10 protein-coding genes are annotated in these 14,998 nt (G+C 63.2%); 4 read left to right on the forward strand and 6 right to left on the reverse strand.

Annotated features, from left to right (window positions below; translation table 11 throughout):
* From A3AI_RS0121965 to A3AI_RS0121985, 5 genes are all read right to left on the reverse strand, one after another.
* Window positions 1-1,179: an ABC transporter permease gene (locus A3AI_RS0121965; protein ID WP_024517639.1), complete on the reverse strand. Its 1,179-nt coding sequence runs from the start codon at window positions 1,177-1,179 to the stop codon at window positions 1-3.
* The gene (locus A3AI_RS0121970) at window positions 1,179-2,291 is read right to left on the reverse strand and encodes a microcin C ABC transporter permease YejB (RefSeq protein ID WP_024517640.1); all 1,113 of its coding nucleotides are present in this window, start codon (window positions 2,289-2,291) and stop codon (window positions 1,179-1,181) included. Before A3AI_RS0121970 ends, A3AI_RS0121965 begins: the two co-directional genes overlap by 1 nt.
* Window positions 2,292-2,294: 3 nt before the next feature.
* On the reverse strand, window positions 2,295-4,160 hold the full coding sequence (locus tag A3AI_RS0121975) for an extracellular solute-binding protein (RefSeq protein ID WP_210163680.1): 1,866 nt from the start codon (window positions 4,158-4,160) through the stop codon (window positions 2,295-2,297).
* A gap of 14 nt (window positions 4,161-4,174) precedes the next feature.
* Complete coding sequence (locus A3AI_RS0121980; protein ID WP_024517642.1) at window positions 4,175-6,073, reverse strand: extracellular solute-binding protein; 1,899 nt, start codon at window positions 6,071-6,073, stop codon at window positions 4,175-4,177.
* Between the two features lie 207 nt (window positions 6,074-6,280).
* Complete coding sequence (locus A3AI_RS0121985; RefSeq protein ID WP_024517643.1) at window positions 6,281-6,832, reverse strand: c-type cytochrome; 552 nt, start codon at window positions 6,830-6,832, stop codon at window positions 6,281-6,283.
* Between the two features lie 214 nt (window positions 6,833-7,046).
* Here A3AI_RS0121985 and A3AI_RS0121990 point away from each other — a divergent pair, with 214 nt between their 5' ends.
* Window positions 7,047-7,787: a 3-deoxy-manno-octulosonate cytidylyltransferase gene (locus tag A3AI_RS0121990; RefSeq protein ID WP_024517644.1), complete on the forward strand. Its 741-nt coding sequence runs from the start codon at window positions 7,047-7,049 to the stop codon at window positions 7,785-7,787.
* A gap of 20 nt (window positions 7,788-7,807) precedes the next feature.
* Window positions 7,808-8,668 (forward strand): prephenate dehydratase, encoded by an 861-nt coding sequence (locus A3AI_RS0121995; protein ID WP_024517645.1) that lies wholly within the window; start codon window positions 7,808-7,810, stop codon window positions 8,666-8,668.
* Between the two features lie 144 nt (window positions 8,669-8,812).
* On the opposite strand, the gene A3AI_RS0122000 is transcribed toward A3AI_RS0121995, so the two are convergent.
* Complete coding sequence (locus A3AI_RS0122000; RefSeq protein ID WP_024517646.1) at window positions 8,813-9,832, reverse strand: LLM class flavin-dependent oxidoreductase; 1,020 nt, start codon at window positions 9,830-9,832, stop codon at window positions 8,813-8,815.
* Window positions 9,833-10,194: 362 nt separating this feature from the next.
* On the opposite strand from A3AI_RS0122000, the gene metF reads away from it, so the two are divergent.
* Together metF and metH are read left to right on the forward strand one after the other, a co-directional pair.
* Window positions 10,195-11,109: a methylenetetrahydrofolate reductase [NAD(P)H] gene (gene metF / locus A3AI_RS0122005; protein WP_024517647.1), complete on the forward strand. Its 915-nt coding sequence runs from the start codon at window positions 10,195-10,197 to the stop codon at window positions 11,107-11,109.
* The gene (metH, locus tag A3AI_RS0122010) at window positions 11,109-14,969 is read left to right on the forward strand and encodes a methionine synthase (protein WP_024517648.1); all 3,861 of its coding nucleotides are present in this window, start codon (window positions 11,109-11,111) and stop codon (window positions 14,967-14,969) included. The genes metF and metH overlap by 1 nt, the downstream gene beginning before the upstream one ends.
* Window positions 14,970-14,998 lie beyond the last annotated feature (29 nt).

Genomic DNA, 14,998 nt, shown 5'->3' on the forward strand with positions numbered 1-14,998 from the left:
TCACCTGAACGTCTTGCGTGGATCAAATGCGTCGCGCACGGCCTCGCCGATGAAGATCAAAAGCGACAGCATGATCGCGACCGAGAAGAAGCCGGTGAAACCGAGCCACGGCGCCTGCACGTTGGCTTTTGCCTGCGACAGCAGTTCGCCGAGCGACGGCGAGCCGGGCGGCAAGCCGAAGCCGAGGAAGTCCAGTGCGGTCAGCGTCATCACCGATGAGGAGACGATGAAGGGAAGAAACGTCATGGTCGCGACCATGGCGTTCGGCAGCAGATGGCGGAACATGATCACGGCATTTGACACGCCGAGCGCGCGCGCTGCCTGGATGTATTCGAAATTGCGCCCGCGCAGGAATTCAGCGCGGACCAGACCGACCAGCGACACCCAGGAAAACAGCGCCATGATGCCGAGCAGGATGAAAAAGCCCGGCGGCAATACGGCCGAAATGATGAGGAGCAAATAGAGATAGGGAATGGCGTTCCAGATCTCGATGAAGCGCTGGAAGCCGAGATCGATCCAGCCGCCGAAATAGCCCTGAACGCCGCCGGCGGCGACGCCGATGATCGAGGAGACGATGGTGAGGCTTAGGCCGAACAGCACGGAGATGCGGAAGCCATAGATCAGCCGCGCCACCACGTCGCGGCCCTGATCGTCGGTGCCGAGCCAGTTATATTCGAGGTCGCGGCAACTCTTCAGCCCCTTCTTCTCGACCACCGGCGCGCACTGCTTCTCGGTCAGCATCCAGGTCGGCGGTGACGGTGCCGGCGTCGGCAGGTCGAGATTGTGGGTGTCGTAGGAATAGCGGATCAAGGGCCAGACGATGACGCCGCCCTTGTCCTTGATCAGCTTCTGCAAATAGGGATCGCGGTAATCGGCCGCGGTCTCGAAGTCGCCGCCGAAGGTAGTTTCCGCATAGGTGACAAAGGCTGGCCAGTACAGACGGCCGTCGTACTTGATCAGGAACGGCCGGTCATTGGCGATCAATTCGGCGAACAGGGAGACGAAAAACAGGATCATGAAGATCCAGAACGACCAGTAGCCGCGCTTGTTGGCCTTGAAATTCTCCCAGCGCCGCCGGTTCAATGGCGACGCCTGGAACCGATGCCGCGTCGGCGGCACGGCCTCGCCGAGTGATGATTGCGTGGTGACCTCGACGGGAGGCGGTGCGGTGATCGTCATCAGACCTCCCGCGCCTCGAAATCGATCCGCGGATCGATCCACATATAGGTGAGGTCGGAGATCAGGTTCACCACGAGCCCGATCAGCGAAAAGATGTAAAGCGTACCGAACACGACCGGGTAGTCGCGGTTGAGCACGCTTTCAAACGAGAGAAGGCCCAGGCCATCGAGCGAGAAAATGGTTTCGATCAGCAGCGAGCCCGAGAAGAACGCGTTGATGAAGGCGCCCGGAAAGCCGGCGATCACGATCAGCATGGCGTTACGGAAGATATGACCGTAAAGCACCTGGCGCTCGCTGCAGCCCTTGGCGCGTGCCGTCATCACATATTGCTTTCGGATCTCATCCAAGAAGGAATTCTTGGTGAGGAGCGTCATGGTCGCAAAGGCACTGAGCGCCATCGAGATCAGCGGCAGGGTCAGGTGCCAGAAATAGTCGATGATCTTCCAGTACCAGGGAAACTGCGACCAGCCGTCGGAAGTCAGCCCGCGCAGCGGGAAGATGTTGAAGAACGAGCCGCCAGCGAACAGGATGATCAGGAGAATCGCGAACAGGAAGCCCGGGATCGCAAAGCCTACGATGATGACCGCTGAGGTCCAGGTGTCGAACTTCGACCCGTCCTTCACCGCCTTGCGGATGCCGAGCGGAATCGAGATCAGATAGGTCAGAAGCGTCATCCAGATGCCGAGCGACATCGAGACCGGCAGCTTCTCCTTGATAAGCTGGATCACGCTGACGTCGCGGAAATAGCTCTTGCCGAAATCGAAGCGCGCGAAATTCCAGACCATGAGCGCAAAGCGCTCCGGCGCCGGCTTGTCGAAGCCGAACTGCTTTTCCAGGCTCTTGATGAAGTCGGGATCGAGGCCCTGCGCACCGCGGTATTTGGAATTGACCGCGTCGGCGGACGCGCCGACCTGGCCTGGCCCGCGGGCGCCGAAATCGCCGCCCCCGCCGGAGATGCGCGAGGTGCCGCCGGTATCGGCGCCGGAGAGCTGCGCAATCACCCGCTCCACCGGCCCGCCCGGCGCGAACTGCACCACGACAAAGGACACGAACAGGATTCCGAGCAGGGTCGGAATCATCAGGAGGATGCGTCGGGCGATATAGGCGCTCATGACCTACCTGGCCTGCTCTTTTGCGGCCTTGGCAGCGTCATACCACCAGATTTCCGGCGCACCGGTACCCTGCGCGTAACGCGGCAGCTTGGTCGGATGGTTGAACTCGTCCCAATAGGCCACGGGATGTGTGCTGCGATACCACTGCGGAATCCAATAGCGTCCGGCGCGGAAAACGCGGTCCAGGGCCCGGCATGCCGTCGTCAATTCCGCCCGTGACTGCGCGCCGATGGCTTGCTCGACCAAGGCGTCGATCGCAGGGTTCGCAACGCCGGCAAGATTGTACGAGCCCTTTGTGGCGGCGGACTGCGAGGTGAAGTAGGGACGCAGACTGTCGCCCGGCGTCGCGGACATGCTGAGCCGTTCGGTGGTGACGTCGAAATCAAAGGCCTCCACGCGCGCGCGGTATTGGACGGCATCGACTAGCCGTGGGCTGGCATCCACGCCGAGCAGGCCCAGATTCTTGATCAGGGACGCGTGGTGCGGCAGGAACGACTGCTCGTCGAGCAGGAACTCGATCTTGAAGGGCTCGCCGGTCGGCAGGACCCGCTTGTTGTCCTTGACGACCAGCCCGGCTTCGTTGAGCAGTTGCTGCGCCCTGCGCAAGAGCGCGCGGTCCTGTCCTGATCCGTCCGACACCGGCGGGACGAAGGGCTCGCCGAATACCTCGTCCGGCACCTGACCACGGAACGGCTCAAGGAGCTTCAGTTCATCCGGTGATGGCGGCCCGCTTGCCACCATATCCGAATTCTGGAATGGCGAGCTCGTGCGCGCGTAAGCGCCGTACATCACGGTCTTGTTGGTCCATTCGAAATCGAAGGCACAGATCAACGCCTCGCGCACGCGCGGATCCCTAAATTTGTCGCGCCGCGTATTGATGAACCAGCCTTGTCCACCCGACGGCGTTTCATCCGGCAAGGTCTCGCGCTTGACGCGGCCATCCTTCACGGCAGGAAAGTCGTAGCGCGTGGCCCAGATACGGGCGGTGAACTCTTCACGGTACAGATAACTCTTGGCGGTAAAGCCCTCGAAAGCAACGTCACGGTCGCGATAGAACTCATAGCGCACAGTGTCGAAATTGTAGGTGCCGCGATTGACTGGCAGGTCGGCAGCCCACCAATCCTTGACCCGCTCGAACTCGATGTAGCGGTTGGCCTCGAATTTGCCGACCTTGTACGGCCCCGAGCCCAGCGGGGTATCGAGCGTGGTTTCATCGAAGGGGCGCGCCGAATAATAGGCCTTGGAAAAAATCGGCAACCCCGCGACATAGAGCGGGACGTCGCGGGCGCGGTTCTTCGCAAAAGTGACCACCAGCGTCGCATCGTCCGCGGCCTCGGCCTTTATCATGTCGCGCAGCTGCACGATGATCAGCGGGTGCCCCTTTTCCTTCAGCACATTGAAGGAGAACGCAGCATCCTGCGCCGTCAGCTTCGAGCCATCGTGAAAGCGCGCTTCGGGACGCAAGGTGAAGCGATAGGTGAGCTTGTCGGGTGAGATCTGCACCGACTTGGCAACGAGCCCATACATAGCGTCGGGCTCGTCGCCGGCGCGCACCATCAGCGTCGCGAAGGTCATGTCCATGCCCTGCGCGCCTTCGCCCTTCAGGATGTAGGCATTCAGAGAATCGAAGGTGAAGAACGACTGGTTGTAACCTCTCACCGAAGGGATCAGCGAAAACATTCCGCCCTTCGGCGCGTCAGGATTGACGTAGTCGAAGTGATGAAAATCGACCGGGTATTTCAGGTCGCCGAAGGCCGACATGCCATGCGCCTCGGCGCCTGCCTCGCTGGCCCGCGCAGTGCGCAGCAACGGCGCGGCGAGCGCGCCAATGCCAAGGCCGAGCACATGCCGGCGCGACGGAGCGGGCAGGCTGATCAATGTCTTCAAGCGCGTTTGCCTATTTTGGCTGCCTTCTCGGCGTCCCACCACCACAGCGTCGGGAAGCCGGAAATTGCGTATGCGGGCAACGGTTCCGGATGGCTGAAGCGATCCCAGCGGGCGTAGTTCATGCTGCCGCTGAGATAATGCGGCACGCAATAGAAGTTCCAGAGCAGCACGCGGTCGAGCGCCTTGCAGCTCGCCTTCAGCTCGTCGCGATTCTTGGCAAAGATGATCCGGTCGATGAGCTGGTCAACCGCCGGATTCTTGATGCCGCAAAGGTTCTGAGAACCGGGATTGTCCGCCGCCTGCGATCCCCAGAACTCACGCTGCTCATTGCCGGGCGACAGCGACTCCGGCCAGACATTCGGGGTGAGATCGAAGTCGAAGCTGCGAGTCCGGTTCTGGTACTGCGTATCGTCCACCGTGCGAACGGAAACGGTGACACCGAGCCGCTCCAGCGAGGATTTGTAGAACAGCATCAGACGTTCCATGCTCTCGCTGTCCGACAGGAACTCGACGCTCACAGGCTTGCCCGCGGGATCGACGAGCCTGTGGTCCTTGATCTCGAAGCCCGCGTCCTTCAACAGCCTCAGGGCTTCGCGCAGATTGTTGCGCACGTTCTCCGGCGTACCGCCGACCGGATTGGCATAGGCCGTCGTGAAAACCTCGGGCGGCACCTTGTCGCGCACCGTCTCCAGAATCTGCAGCTCGAGCCCCTCCGGCAGGCCCGACGAGGACAGCTCGTCCAGTCCGGCGAAATAGCTATTGATGCGCTTGTAGGCGCCATAGAACAGCTGCTTGTTCATCTCCTCGAAATCGAAGACATAGTTGAAGGCGCGCCTTAGCCGGGCGTCCTGAAACAGGGGCCGGCGCAGGTTGAACGCAAAGCCCTGCATGCGTCCGACGTTTTTGATCGGGAACGGCTCCTTGATGACGCGCTTCTCGGTCACTGCCGGAAAGTCATAGGCTGTCGCCCACTGCTTGGCCGAATTCTCCATGATCCAGTCGACCTGGTCGGCCTTGAAGGCTTCCAGCGCGACCAGATTGTCGCGGAAGAATTCGAAGCGCAGCTCGTCGAAATTGTTGGCGCCAAGCTGTGTCGGGCTGTTGGCGCCCCAATAGTCCTTGACCCGCTCGAGCGTCAGCGAACGGCCGGCGACGAATTCCTTGATCCGATAAGGCCCGGAGCCGAGCGGCTTCTCCAGGGTGGTCGCGGAAACGTCGCGCTTCCTGCCGTCGCTGCCGGTGCCTTCCCACCAATGCTTGGGCAGGACCGTGAGCTGGCCCACGATCGCCGGCAGCTCCCGGTTGCCCGGCGCATCGAAGGTAAAGGTGACTTCCAGGTCGCCGGTCTTCTCCGCCTTGACGACGTGGCGATAGTAGGAGGAGAACATGGGGCTGAACTTCTTCAGCACGTCGAAGGAATAGATCACGTCCTCTGGCGTCACTGGTTTGCCGTCATGCCAGCGCGCTTCCTTGCGCAGGCGATATTTCACGAAAGAAACATCATCCGGATACGCCGCCGCCTCCGCAAGCAGTCCGTAAGTGGTCTCCGCCTCGTCGTACGAATTGGTGGTCAGGCTCTCGTAGATCAGCGACACCGCGGGCGCGAGCGTCCCTTTCACGCCAGAGATCGCCAGGTTGAAATTGTCGAAGGTGCCGACGCTGATCTGGCGGACCGCGCCGCCCTTCGGCGCATCCGGATTGACGTAGTCGAAGCGCTTGAAGTCGGCCGGATACTTGATGTCACCGAACAACGAGAGCGCGTGCCGCCAGGGAAGCTCGGTCGCGCCTTGCGCGGCGGCCGGCTCGATGATCGCGGGACCCGCAATGTGGCCAAGCGCGGGAGTGACGGCGGCAATGGCGCTGGCTTGCAGAAGCTGTCGACGGGTAATGGCCAAAATGGAGACGTCCCTTCGCTAATTGCGGGTTATTTGGCCGCAATATACGGCAAGGATTCGACCGGTAACGTTGCTTTTTCCTCATGATAGCACGCCTCCGTGCGACGAAAGGTCCCGATAACAAGCCTGCGAGGGCGACCAACGAAGAACGGCCAGGCTTGGGGCCTGGCCGTCGCTACGGGAACAATTCGCTTCGAGCGAAACAAGCTACTTCGATGCGGTCGGCAGCGGAACCGGCGTGTCCGCGAGTGTGTGCAGATAGTCGATCACGTCCGCGCGCTCGCTGTCCTTCGGAATACCGGCAAAACCCATGGCCGTGCCCGGAATGAAGCCCTTCGGGCTGGTCAGGAACTGATTGAGGTCCTCGTCGGTCCACTCGCCGCCCTTGGCCTTCATGGCGGCCGAGAAGTTGAAGCCCCCGCGGCCCTCGCCCTTGTGGTCGCCGACGATGCCCCAGAGATTCGGACCGACCCGATTCGGCTCGCCCTTCGCGAAGGTATGGCAGGCCAGGCACTTCTTGGCAGCGGCAGCGCCCTTCTCGACCGAGGCGGTCTGCAACAATTTCTCGATGGGCTCAGACTTTGCGGGAGCAGCAGCTTCGCCGCCGCCGGCCGCCTCTTCCTTCACCGCGATCTCGAAACCGGGTTTCGCCGGCGGGACCGGGGCAAACAGCGCGTTGGCGGTGAAGTTCATGACCAGCAGCACAAGGCAGCTAGCAAGGATCGCGCCGAGAATCTTATTCAGTTCGAAGGAGTCCATGTCGAATTCCGCCCCAAGCCGAAAAGCCTATCATGAGGCCTGCTATAGCGGCCCTTTATTGAATTTGAGCCCCGAACCACCGCTTTGGCAGCGAATAGGCCCGGGGCGCATCGATGAGATATCGGTTTGCCCGTGCTCTGGCAACCCGTATAAGCGCTCCGGCTTTGGCGCCGTCCCCACCCATCACCGGTCCGCTGAGGAGCCCCTTTTTCGGATGCCAGACAGACGCATTTTGGTGCTGATTCCCGCCCGCATGGCCGCAACCCGGCTGCCCGGCAAGCCGCTGCTCGATATCGCAGGATTGCCGATGATCGTCCATGTGCTACGCCGCGCGGAAGAGGCGCAAATCGGACGCGTCGCCGTTGCAACCGACACAATGGAGATAGCCGAGGCTGTAAGGGCCCATGGCGGCGAGGCGATCATGACCCGCCCCGACCATCCCTCCGGGTCGGACCGGGTGTTCGAGGCGGCCTGCAAGCTCGATCCCGGTCGCCAGGCCGAGATCGTGGTCAATCTGCAGGGCGATTTCCCGACTATTTCGCCGGAGAACATTCGCGACGTGCTGGCGCCGCTCGAGGACCCCGCGGTGGACATCGCAACGCTTGCGTCGATGATTCACACCGAGGACGAGGACACCGCGCCAAGCGTGGTGAAGGCAGTCGGCAGCCCACTCGGCGGGCGGCGCATGCGAGCGCTCTATTTCACCCGCGCCACGGCCCCTCACGGCGACGGACCGCGCTACCACCATATCGGCCTCTACGCCTATCGCCGCGCGGCCCTGGAGCGCTACGTGAAGCTGCCGCCCTCGCCGCTGGAATTGCAGGAGAAGCTGGAGCAGTTGCGGGCGCTGGAAGCGGGCATGCGGATCGACATCACCATCGTCGACACCGTACCGCGCGGGGTCGACACGCCTGTCGACCTGGAGACCACCCGCCGGATACTGGCGAAATCCTGAGGTATTGCTAGAAGCGGATCATGACCCAGAAGCTGAAAATTGCGTTCCAGGGCGAGCCGGGCGCCAATTCCCATATCGCCATTGTCGAGGCCTTTCCCGACGCCGAGCCGCTGCCATGCGCGACCTTCGAGGACGCGCTGGCGGCGATCTCCTCGGGCGAAGCCGACCTCGGCATGATCCCGATCGAGAACTCCGTCGCCGGGCGCGTCGCCGACATCCATCATCTGTTGCCGGCCTCCGGCCTCTTCATCGTCGGCGAATGGTTCTTGCCGGTCCATCACCAACTGATGGCGCCGCGCGGGGCGAAGCTTGCCGACGTCAAGACGGTGGAGAGCCACGTCCACGCGCTCGGCCAGTGTCGCCGCGTCATCCGCGAGCGCGGCATCAGGGCGATCGTCGCGGGCGACACGGCCGGCGCCGCCCGGGACATTGCCCAGCGCGGCGACAAGACGACGGCTGCGATCGCCTCGCGGCTTGCCGCCGACATCTACGGGCTCGATATCCTCATCGAGGACATCGAGGACGAGGCCCATAACACCACGCGCTTCGTCGTGCTGGCGCGCGAAGAAAAGTGGGCGCAGCAGGGCTCGGGCCCGCTGGTCACGACCTTCGTGTTCCGGGTGCGCAATTTGCCCGCCGCGCTCTACAAGGCACTGGGCGGCTTTGCCACCAACGGCGTCAACATGACCAAGCTCGAGAGCTACATGGTCGACGGCAATTTCTTCGCCACGCAATTCTATGCCGACGTCGACGGTCATCCCAACGACCGGGGCCTGGCCTTTGCGCTGGAAGAGCTGAAATTCTTCTCGCGCGAATTCCGCATTGTCGGCGTTTATCCCGGTCATCCCTTCCGCGCGACGTTCAAGGAAGCGCAATCATAGTCTCCGCCATCTGGCGAAAGCGCCCATAATCACGGGCGCTTGTTGTTTGCGCGACAGATTCTCCTCCGTCATGCCCGGGCTTGTCCGGGTCAAGCCCGGCCATGACGCTTGGGTTGACGATTTCCCGACTCACTTCCGAACGCACTACGCGGCCTCGCCCTTCGCCAGCCCAAACGCCTGCGCCAGCAGGCTGTACGACTTCTTCCGCGCCTCGTGGTCATAGACGGCGGTAATCACCATCAGCTCATCGGCCTGGCTCGCCGTGATCAGCGGCTGTAGCTTCTGCATGATGGTCGCGGGGCTGCCGACGAACAGGCGCGAGCGGTTGCGCGCGACGGAGGCACGCTCGGCGGGCGTATAAGGATAGGCTTCGGCCTCCTCCGGGCTCGGCAGCGGCGAATATTGGCCGCGGTCGCGCCGAAGCCGATTGAGATCGGCGGAGGATGCAAGACGCTCGGCCTCGGCGTCGGTTTCTGCCGTCACCACCGCAACCGCGAGGATCGCGCGCGGTTTTTGCAGGAAGCGGGATGGCTTGAAGTGCGTGCGATAGGTGACCATCGCGTCGACCGCGTCATGACTTGCGAAGTGATGCGCGAACGCGAAGCCCATGCCGACCTGGGCTGCGAGCTCGGAGGAATAGTCGCTGGAGCCGAGCAGCCAGATCGGCGGCAGCGAGGTGTCGTCAGGCATCGCCACCACATTGTTGTAGGGGTGCCCCGGCGGGAAATCGCGGGTTTCCCACAACACGAGTTCATGCAGCCGCTCCAGAAAATCGTCGCCCTCGCGCCGGTCGAGCCGGCTGCGCAGCGCGTAAGCCGTGGCGCCGTCGGTGCCGGGCGCACGCCCAAGACCGAGATCGATCCGGCCGGGGAACAGCGCCTCCAGCATCTTGAAGCGCTCGGCGACCACCAGCGGCGCGTGATTCGGCAGCATTACCCCACCGGAGCCGACGCGGATGTGCCGGGTCACCGCCGCGATCTGCCCAATCATCACGTCGGGCGCGGGGCTCGCGACCGACGCAAGGTTGTGATGCTCGGCGAGCCAATAGCGGATATAGCCGAGCCCATCGACATGGCGCGCCAGGTCGATGCTGTTGCGCAGCGCCGCCGCGGGGCGGGTTTCGGTGGTGACAACGGAGAGATCGAGGACGGAGAGCGGGATCATGCCGCGATACCTAGTGCACGACGTGGGGTAGACAACAAGCGCACCGCGAGGGGCCTCCCGTGCAGGCCGAGGGGAGATCGGGTAACGGACTAGGAGTGGGCAATGTAACGTAGGTAGCTACTTTGTAGCAGTTTTGCCCATTATCACTTCGTGCTAGATCCTGCTCATTTTGCTTGATATTTTGGTATTTTTACCGAATATCCAGCCCAACTCATTGCCCGCAGTCTCGATTTTATAGCGCAAGTATTGATGAAATTGGGCAATTTCCCATATCCAATGGTCTGTTTCAGCCCACTCCTTTGGCCTATTTTACCACCTCCCAACCCAAACCTGACCCCTGAACCAGTGGAGTCTGTGGTCCGATGTCCGAGCTGACGCCCCCCGCCCCCGAGGCGGCCCGCGCGCTGCCAGCCGCCAAAATCTCCTTCGAGTTCTTCCCGCCGAAGACCGAAGAGATGGATAAGAACCTGTGGGAGACCATCAAGAGGCTCGCGCCCTTGGCGCCGAACTTCGTGTCGGTGACCTACGGCGCCGGCGGCTCCACGCGCGAGCGCACCCACGCCACCATCGCCCGCATCCTGTCCGAGACCGCTCTGCGCCCGGCTGCTCACCTGACCTGTGTCGGTGCGTCCAGGGGCGAGATCGACGAGATTGTCGACCGCTATCATGATGTCGGCGTCCGCCACATCGTGGCCCTGCGCGGCGACCCCGCCACCGGTATCGGCACGCCCTTCGTGGCGCATCCCGACGGCTACAAGACCTCGCCGGAACTGGTCGAAGGCATCAGGAAGCGCCACCCCGATATCGAGGTGTCGGTTTCGGCCTATCCCGAGAAGCATCCCGAGGCGTGCGATTTCGACGCCGACATCGACACGCTGAAGGCCAAGGTCGACGCGGGCGCCGCGCGCGCGATCACCCAGGTCTTCTTCGACAACGACCTCTACTTCCGCTACCTCGACCGCGTGCGTGCGCGCGGGATCGACATCCCGGTCGTGCCTGGCATCATGCCCATGCACAATTTCAAGCAGGCCCGCAATTTCGTCACCCGCGCCGGCACCAGCGTGCCGGACTGGCTGGCGCAGAAATTCGACGGGCTCGACGACGATGTCGAGACGCGCAAGCTGGTGGCGGCAACCGTTGCCGCCGGGCAAGTGCAGAAGCTTGCCAAGCACGGCGTCGACACCTTCCATTTCTACACCATGAACCGCGCCGATCTCGTGTTTGCGATCAGCCATCTGCTCGGCATTCGCCCGAAGACCGCGCGAGAGGCCGCCTGATGTCCGTACCCGTTTCTCCCAAGCGCATCGCCCTGCTCACTGAGGCCAGGAAGCGCATCCTGGTGCTCGACGGCGCCATGGGCACCATGATCCAGGGTCTGCAGTTCGACGAGACTGCGTTCCGAGGCACGCGCTTCGCCAATTTCCATCGCGACCTCCGCGGCAACAACGATCTGTTGATCCTGACCCAGCCGAAGGCGATCGAGGACATCCACGCCGCGTACTTGCGCGCCGGCGCCGATATTGTCGCCACCAACACCTTCTCATCGACCTCGATCGCGCAGGCCGACTACGACCTCGCGGAGATCGTCTATGAGATGAACCGCGATGGCGCCAGACTCGCGCGCGCCGCGGCGGAGCGCGTCGCAGCCGAGGACGGCAAGCCGCGTTTCGTCGCCGGCGCCATCGGCCCGACCAACCGCACCGCCTCGATCTCGCCCGACGTCGCCAACCCCGGCTATCGCGCGGTGACTTTCGATGATCTCCGCGAAGCCTATGGCGAACAGGTCAAGGGCCTGCTCGACGGCGGCGTCGATCTGCTGCTGCTCGAGACCATCTTCGACACGCTGAACGCCAAGGCGGCTCTTTATGCGATCGCCGAGATCTGCGAGGCGCGCGGCATCGATGTGCCGGTGATGGTGTCGGGCACCATCACCGACAAATCCGGCCGCCTGCTCTCCGGGCAACTGCCGGAAGCGTTCTGGAACTCGGTGCAGCATGCCAGGCCCATCACCATCGGCTTCAACTGCGCGCTCGGTGCGGAAGATCTGCGCGCCCACATCGCCGATATCAGCCGCATCGCCGATACGCTGGTCTGTGCCTATCCCAATGCCGGCCTGCCCAACGAATTCGGCCAGTATGACGAGACGCCGGACTACATGGCGCGCCTGATCGGCGCCTTCGCACGCGACGGGCTGGTCAACGTCGTCGGCGGCTGCTGCGGCACCACGCCCGACCATATCGCGGCGATTGCCGCCGCCGTCGCGCCCCACAAGCCGCGCGTCGTGCCGGAGATCGCGCCCCGGCTGCGGCTCTCGGGGCTGGAGCCGTTCGAGCTGACGCCCGCAATTCCCTTTGTCAACGTCGGCGAGCGCACCAACGTCACGGGCTCCGCCAAATTCCGCAAGCTGATCACCGCCGGCGACTACGCCGCTGCGCTGCAGGTCGCGCGCGACCAGGTTGCCAATGGCGCGCAGGTGATCGACGTCAACATGGACGAGGGCCTGCTGGACTCGGAAGCCGCGATGCGGACCTTCCTCAACCTCGTTGCCGCCGAGCCCGACATCGCCCGCGTGCCCGTGATGGTCGACTCCTCGAAATTCACGGTCATCGAGGCCGGCCTGAAATGCGTGCAGGGCAAGCCGATCGTGAACTCGATCTCGATGAAAGAGGGCGAGGAGAAGTTCATTCACGAGGCGGAAATCGCGCGGCGCCATGGCGCGGCGGTCGTGGTGATGGCTTTTGACGAAAAGGGCCAGGCCGACACCTTTGCGCGCAAGACCGAGATCTGCAAACGCGCCTACGACATCCTGGTCGATCGCGTCGGCTTCCCGCCGGAAGACATCATCTTCGATCCGAATATTTTCGCAATCGCGACCGGCATCGAGGAGCACAACAATTACGGCGTCGATTTCATCGAGGCCACGCGCTGGATCCGCCAGAATTTGCCGGGCGCACATGTCTCGGGCGGCGTCTCCAACCTCTCCTTCTCGTTCCGCGGCAATGAGCCGGTGCGCGAGGCCATGCACTCGGTGTTCCTGTATCACGCCATCAAGGCCGGCATGGACATGGGCATCGTCAACGCCGGCCAGATGATCGTCTATGACGACATCGATCCCGAGCTGCGCCAGGTGTGTGAGGACGTCGTCCTCAATCGCGATCCCGGCGCAGCCGAGCGGCTGCTGGCGCTCGCGGAAAGATTCCGTGGCAAGCAGACGCAGGCCAAGGAAGCCGATCTCGCCTGGCGCGAATGGCCGGTCGACAAGCGGCTCTCTCACGCGCTGGTGCACGGCATCACCGAGTTCATCGAGCGCGACACCGAAGAAGCACGCCAGGCCGCCACGCGGCCGCTGGGGGTGATCGAGGGCCCGCTGATGGCCGGCATGAACGTGGTCGGTGACCTCTTCGGCGACGGCAAGATGTTCCTGCCGCAGGTGGTCAAATCCGCCCGCGTGATGAAGCAGGCCGTTGCCTATCTGATGCCGTTCATGGAAGCGGAGAAGGCGAACAACAACGGCAGCGCCGGCCAGCGTTCTTCTGCCGGCAAAATCGTGATGGCGACCGTGAAGGGCGACGTGCACGATATCGGCAAGAACATCGTCGGCATTGTGCTCCAGTGCAATAATTTCGAGGTCATCGACCTCGGCGTGATGGTGCCCGCCGCCAGGATCGTCGAGACGGTCAAGACGGAGAAGGCGGATATTGTCGGCCTTTCCGGCCTGATCACACCCTCGCTCGACGAAATGGCGTTCTTCGCTTCTGAGCTGCAACGCGAAGGGCTGAAGGTGCCGCTCCTGATCGGCGGTGCGACCACCAGCCGCGTGCACACGGCAGTGAAGATCGATCCGAACTATCACGCCGGTCCCGTGGTGCATGTCAATGACGCGAGCCGCGCGGTCGGTGTTGCGTCCTCGCTCTTGTCCGACCGGCGCGAGGCGTATGCGGCGGAGGTCCGCGCCGAATATGCCAAGATCTCGGCGGCGCATTTCCGGGCACAGGCCGACAAGAAGCGACTGTCGCTGGCCGCCGCACGCGCCAACGCACCGAAGATCGATTTTGCCCAAACACCGCCGAAGAAGCCGACCTTCCTCGGCACCAGGACGTTCGCGGATTACGACCTCGCCGAGCTCGTTCCCTATATCGACTGGACGCCGTTCTTTCAGACCTGGGAGCTGGCCGGCCGCTTCCCCGCCATTCTCGACGACGCAAAAGTCGGCGAGGCGGCACGGGCGCTCTATGACGATGCGCGCAAGATGCTCGACCGCATCGTCAAGGAAAAATGGTTCACCGCGCGCGCGGTGGTCGGCTTCTGGCCGGCCAATGCCGAAGGTGACGATATCGCCGTCTACGCCGACGAGGCGCGGACCAGGAAGATCGCGACCCTGCACACGCTGCGCCAGCAGCTCGAGAAGCGCGAGGGCCGCTTCAACGCAGCGCTGTCGGACTTTATCGCGCCGCGCGACACGAAGATGCCTGACTATATCGGCGGTTTTGCCGTGACCGCAGGCATCGGCGAGGACGCGGTCGCCGACCGCTTCAAGCATGCCAATGACGACTACTCCTCGATCCTGTGCAAGGCGCTGGCCGATCGCCTCGCGGAAGCCTTCGCCGAGCGCATGCATGCGCGGGTGCGGCGCGAGCTCTGGGCCTATGCGCCGGATGAGACGCTGTCGAACCAGGACCTGATCCTCGAGAAGTATCAGGGCATCCGCCCGGCGCCCGGCTATCCCGCGCAGCCCGATCACACCGAGAAGAAGACGCTGTTCGAGCTGCTCGATGCCGAGAACAATGCCGGGGTGAAGCTGACCGAGAGCTTTGCGATGTGGCCGGGCTCGTCGGTCTCCGGCCTCTATTTCTCGCATCCCGAAAGCTATTATTTCGGCGTCGGCAAGATCGAGCGCGACCAGGTCGAGGACTACGCCGCGCGCAAGGGCATGCAGGTCGCGGAGGTCGAACGCTGGCTGGCGCCGATCCTGAACTACATCCCGACGCAGGACCGCTCGGCGACCGACCGCGCGGTACAGGAGGCGATGCCGACGACAGCGCCGGCGGCGACACCGGCGAACGATATCACCTCGCATCCGCCCGGCTGCAGCTGCGCGGTGCATCTGGCGTGGCGAAAGAAGGCGGCGAGAGGTTAGCCGCACCGCGCGAAGCGCGGGACGACAAG

Origin of the sequence: Bradyrhizobium sp. Tv2a-2 (assembly GCF_000472425.1) — a bacterium.
Taxonomy (GTDB): Bacteria; Pseudomonadota; Alphaproteobacteria; order Rhizobiales; family Xanthobacteraceae; genus Bradyrhizobium.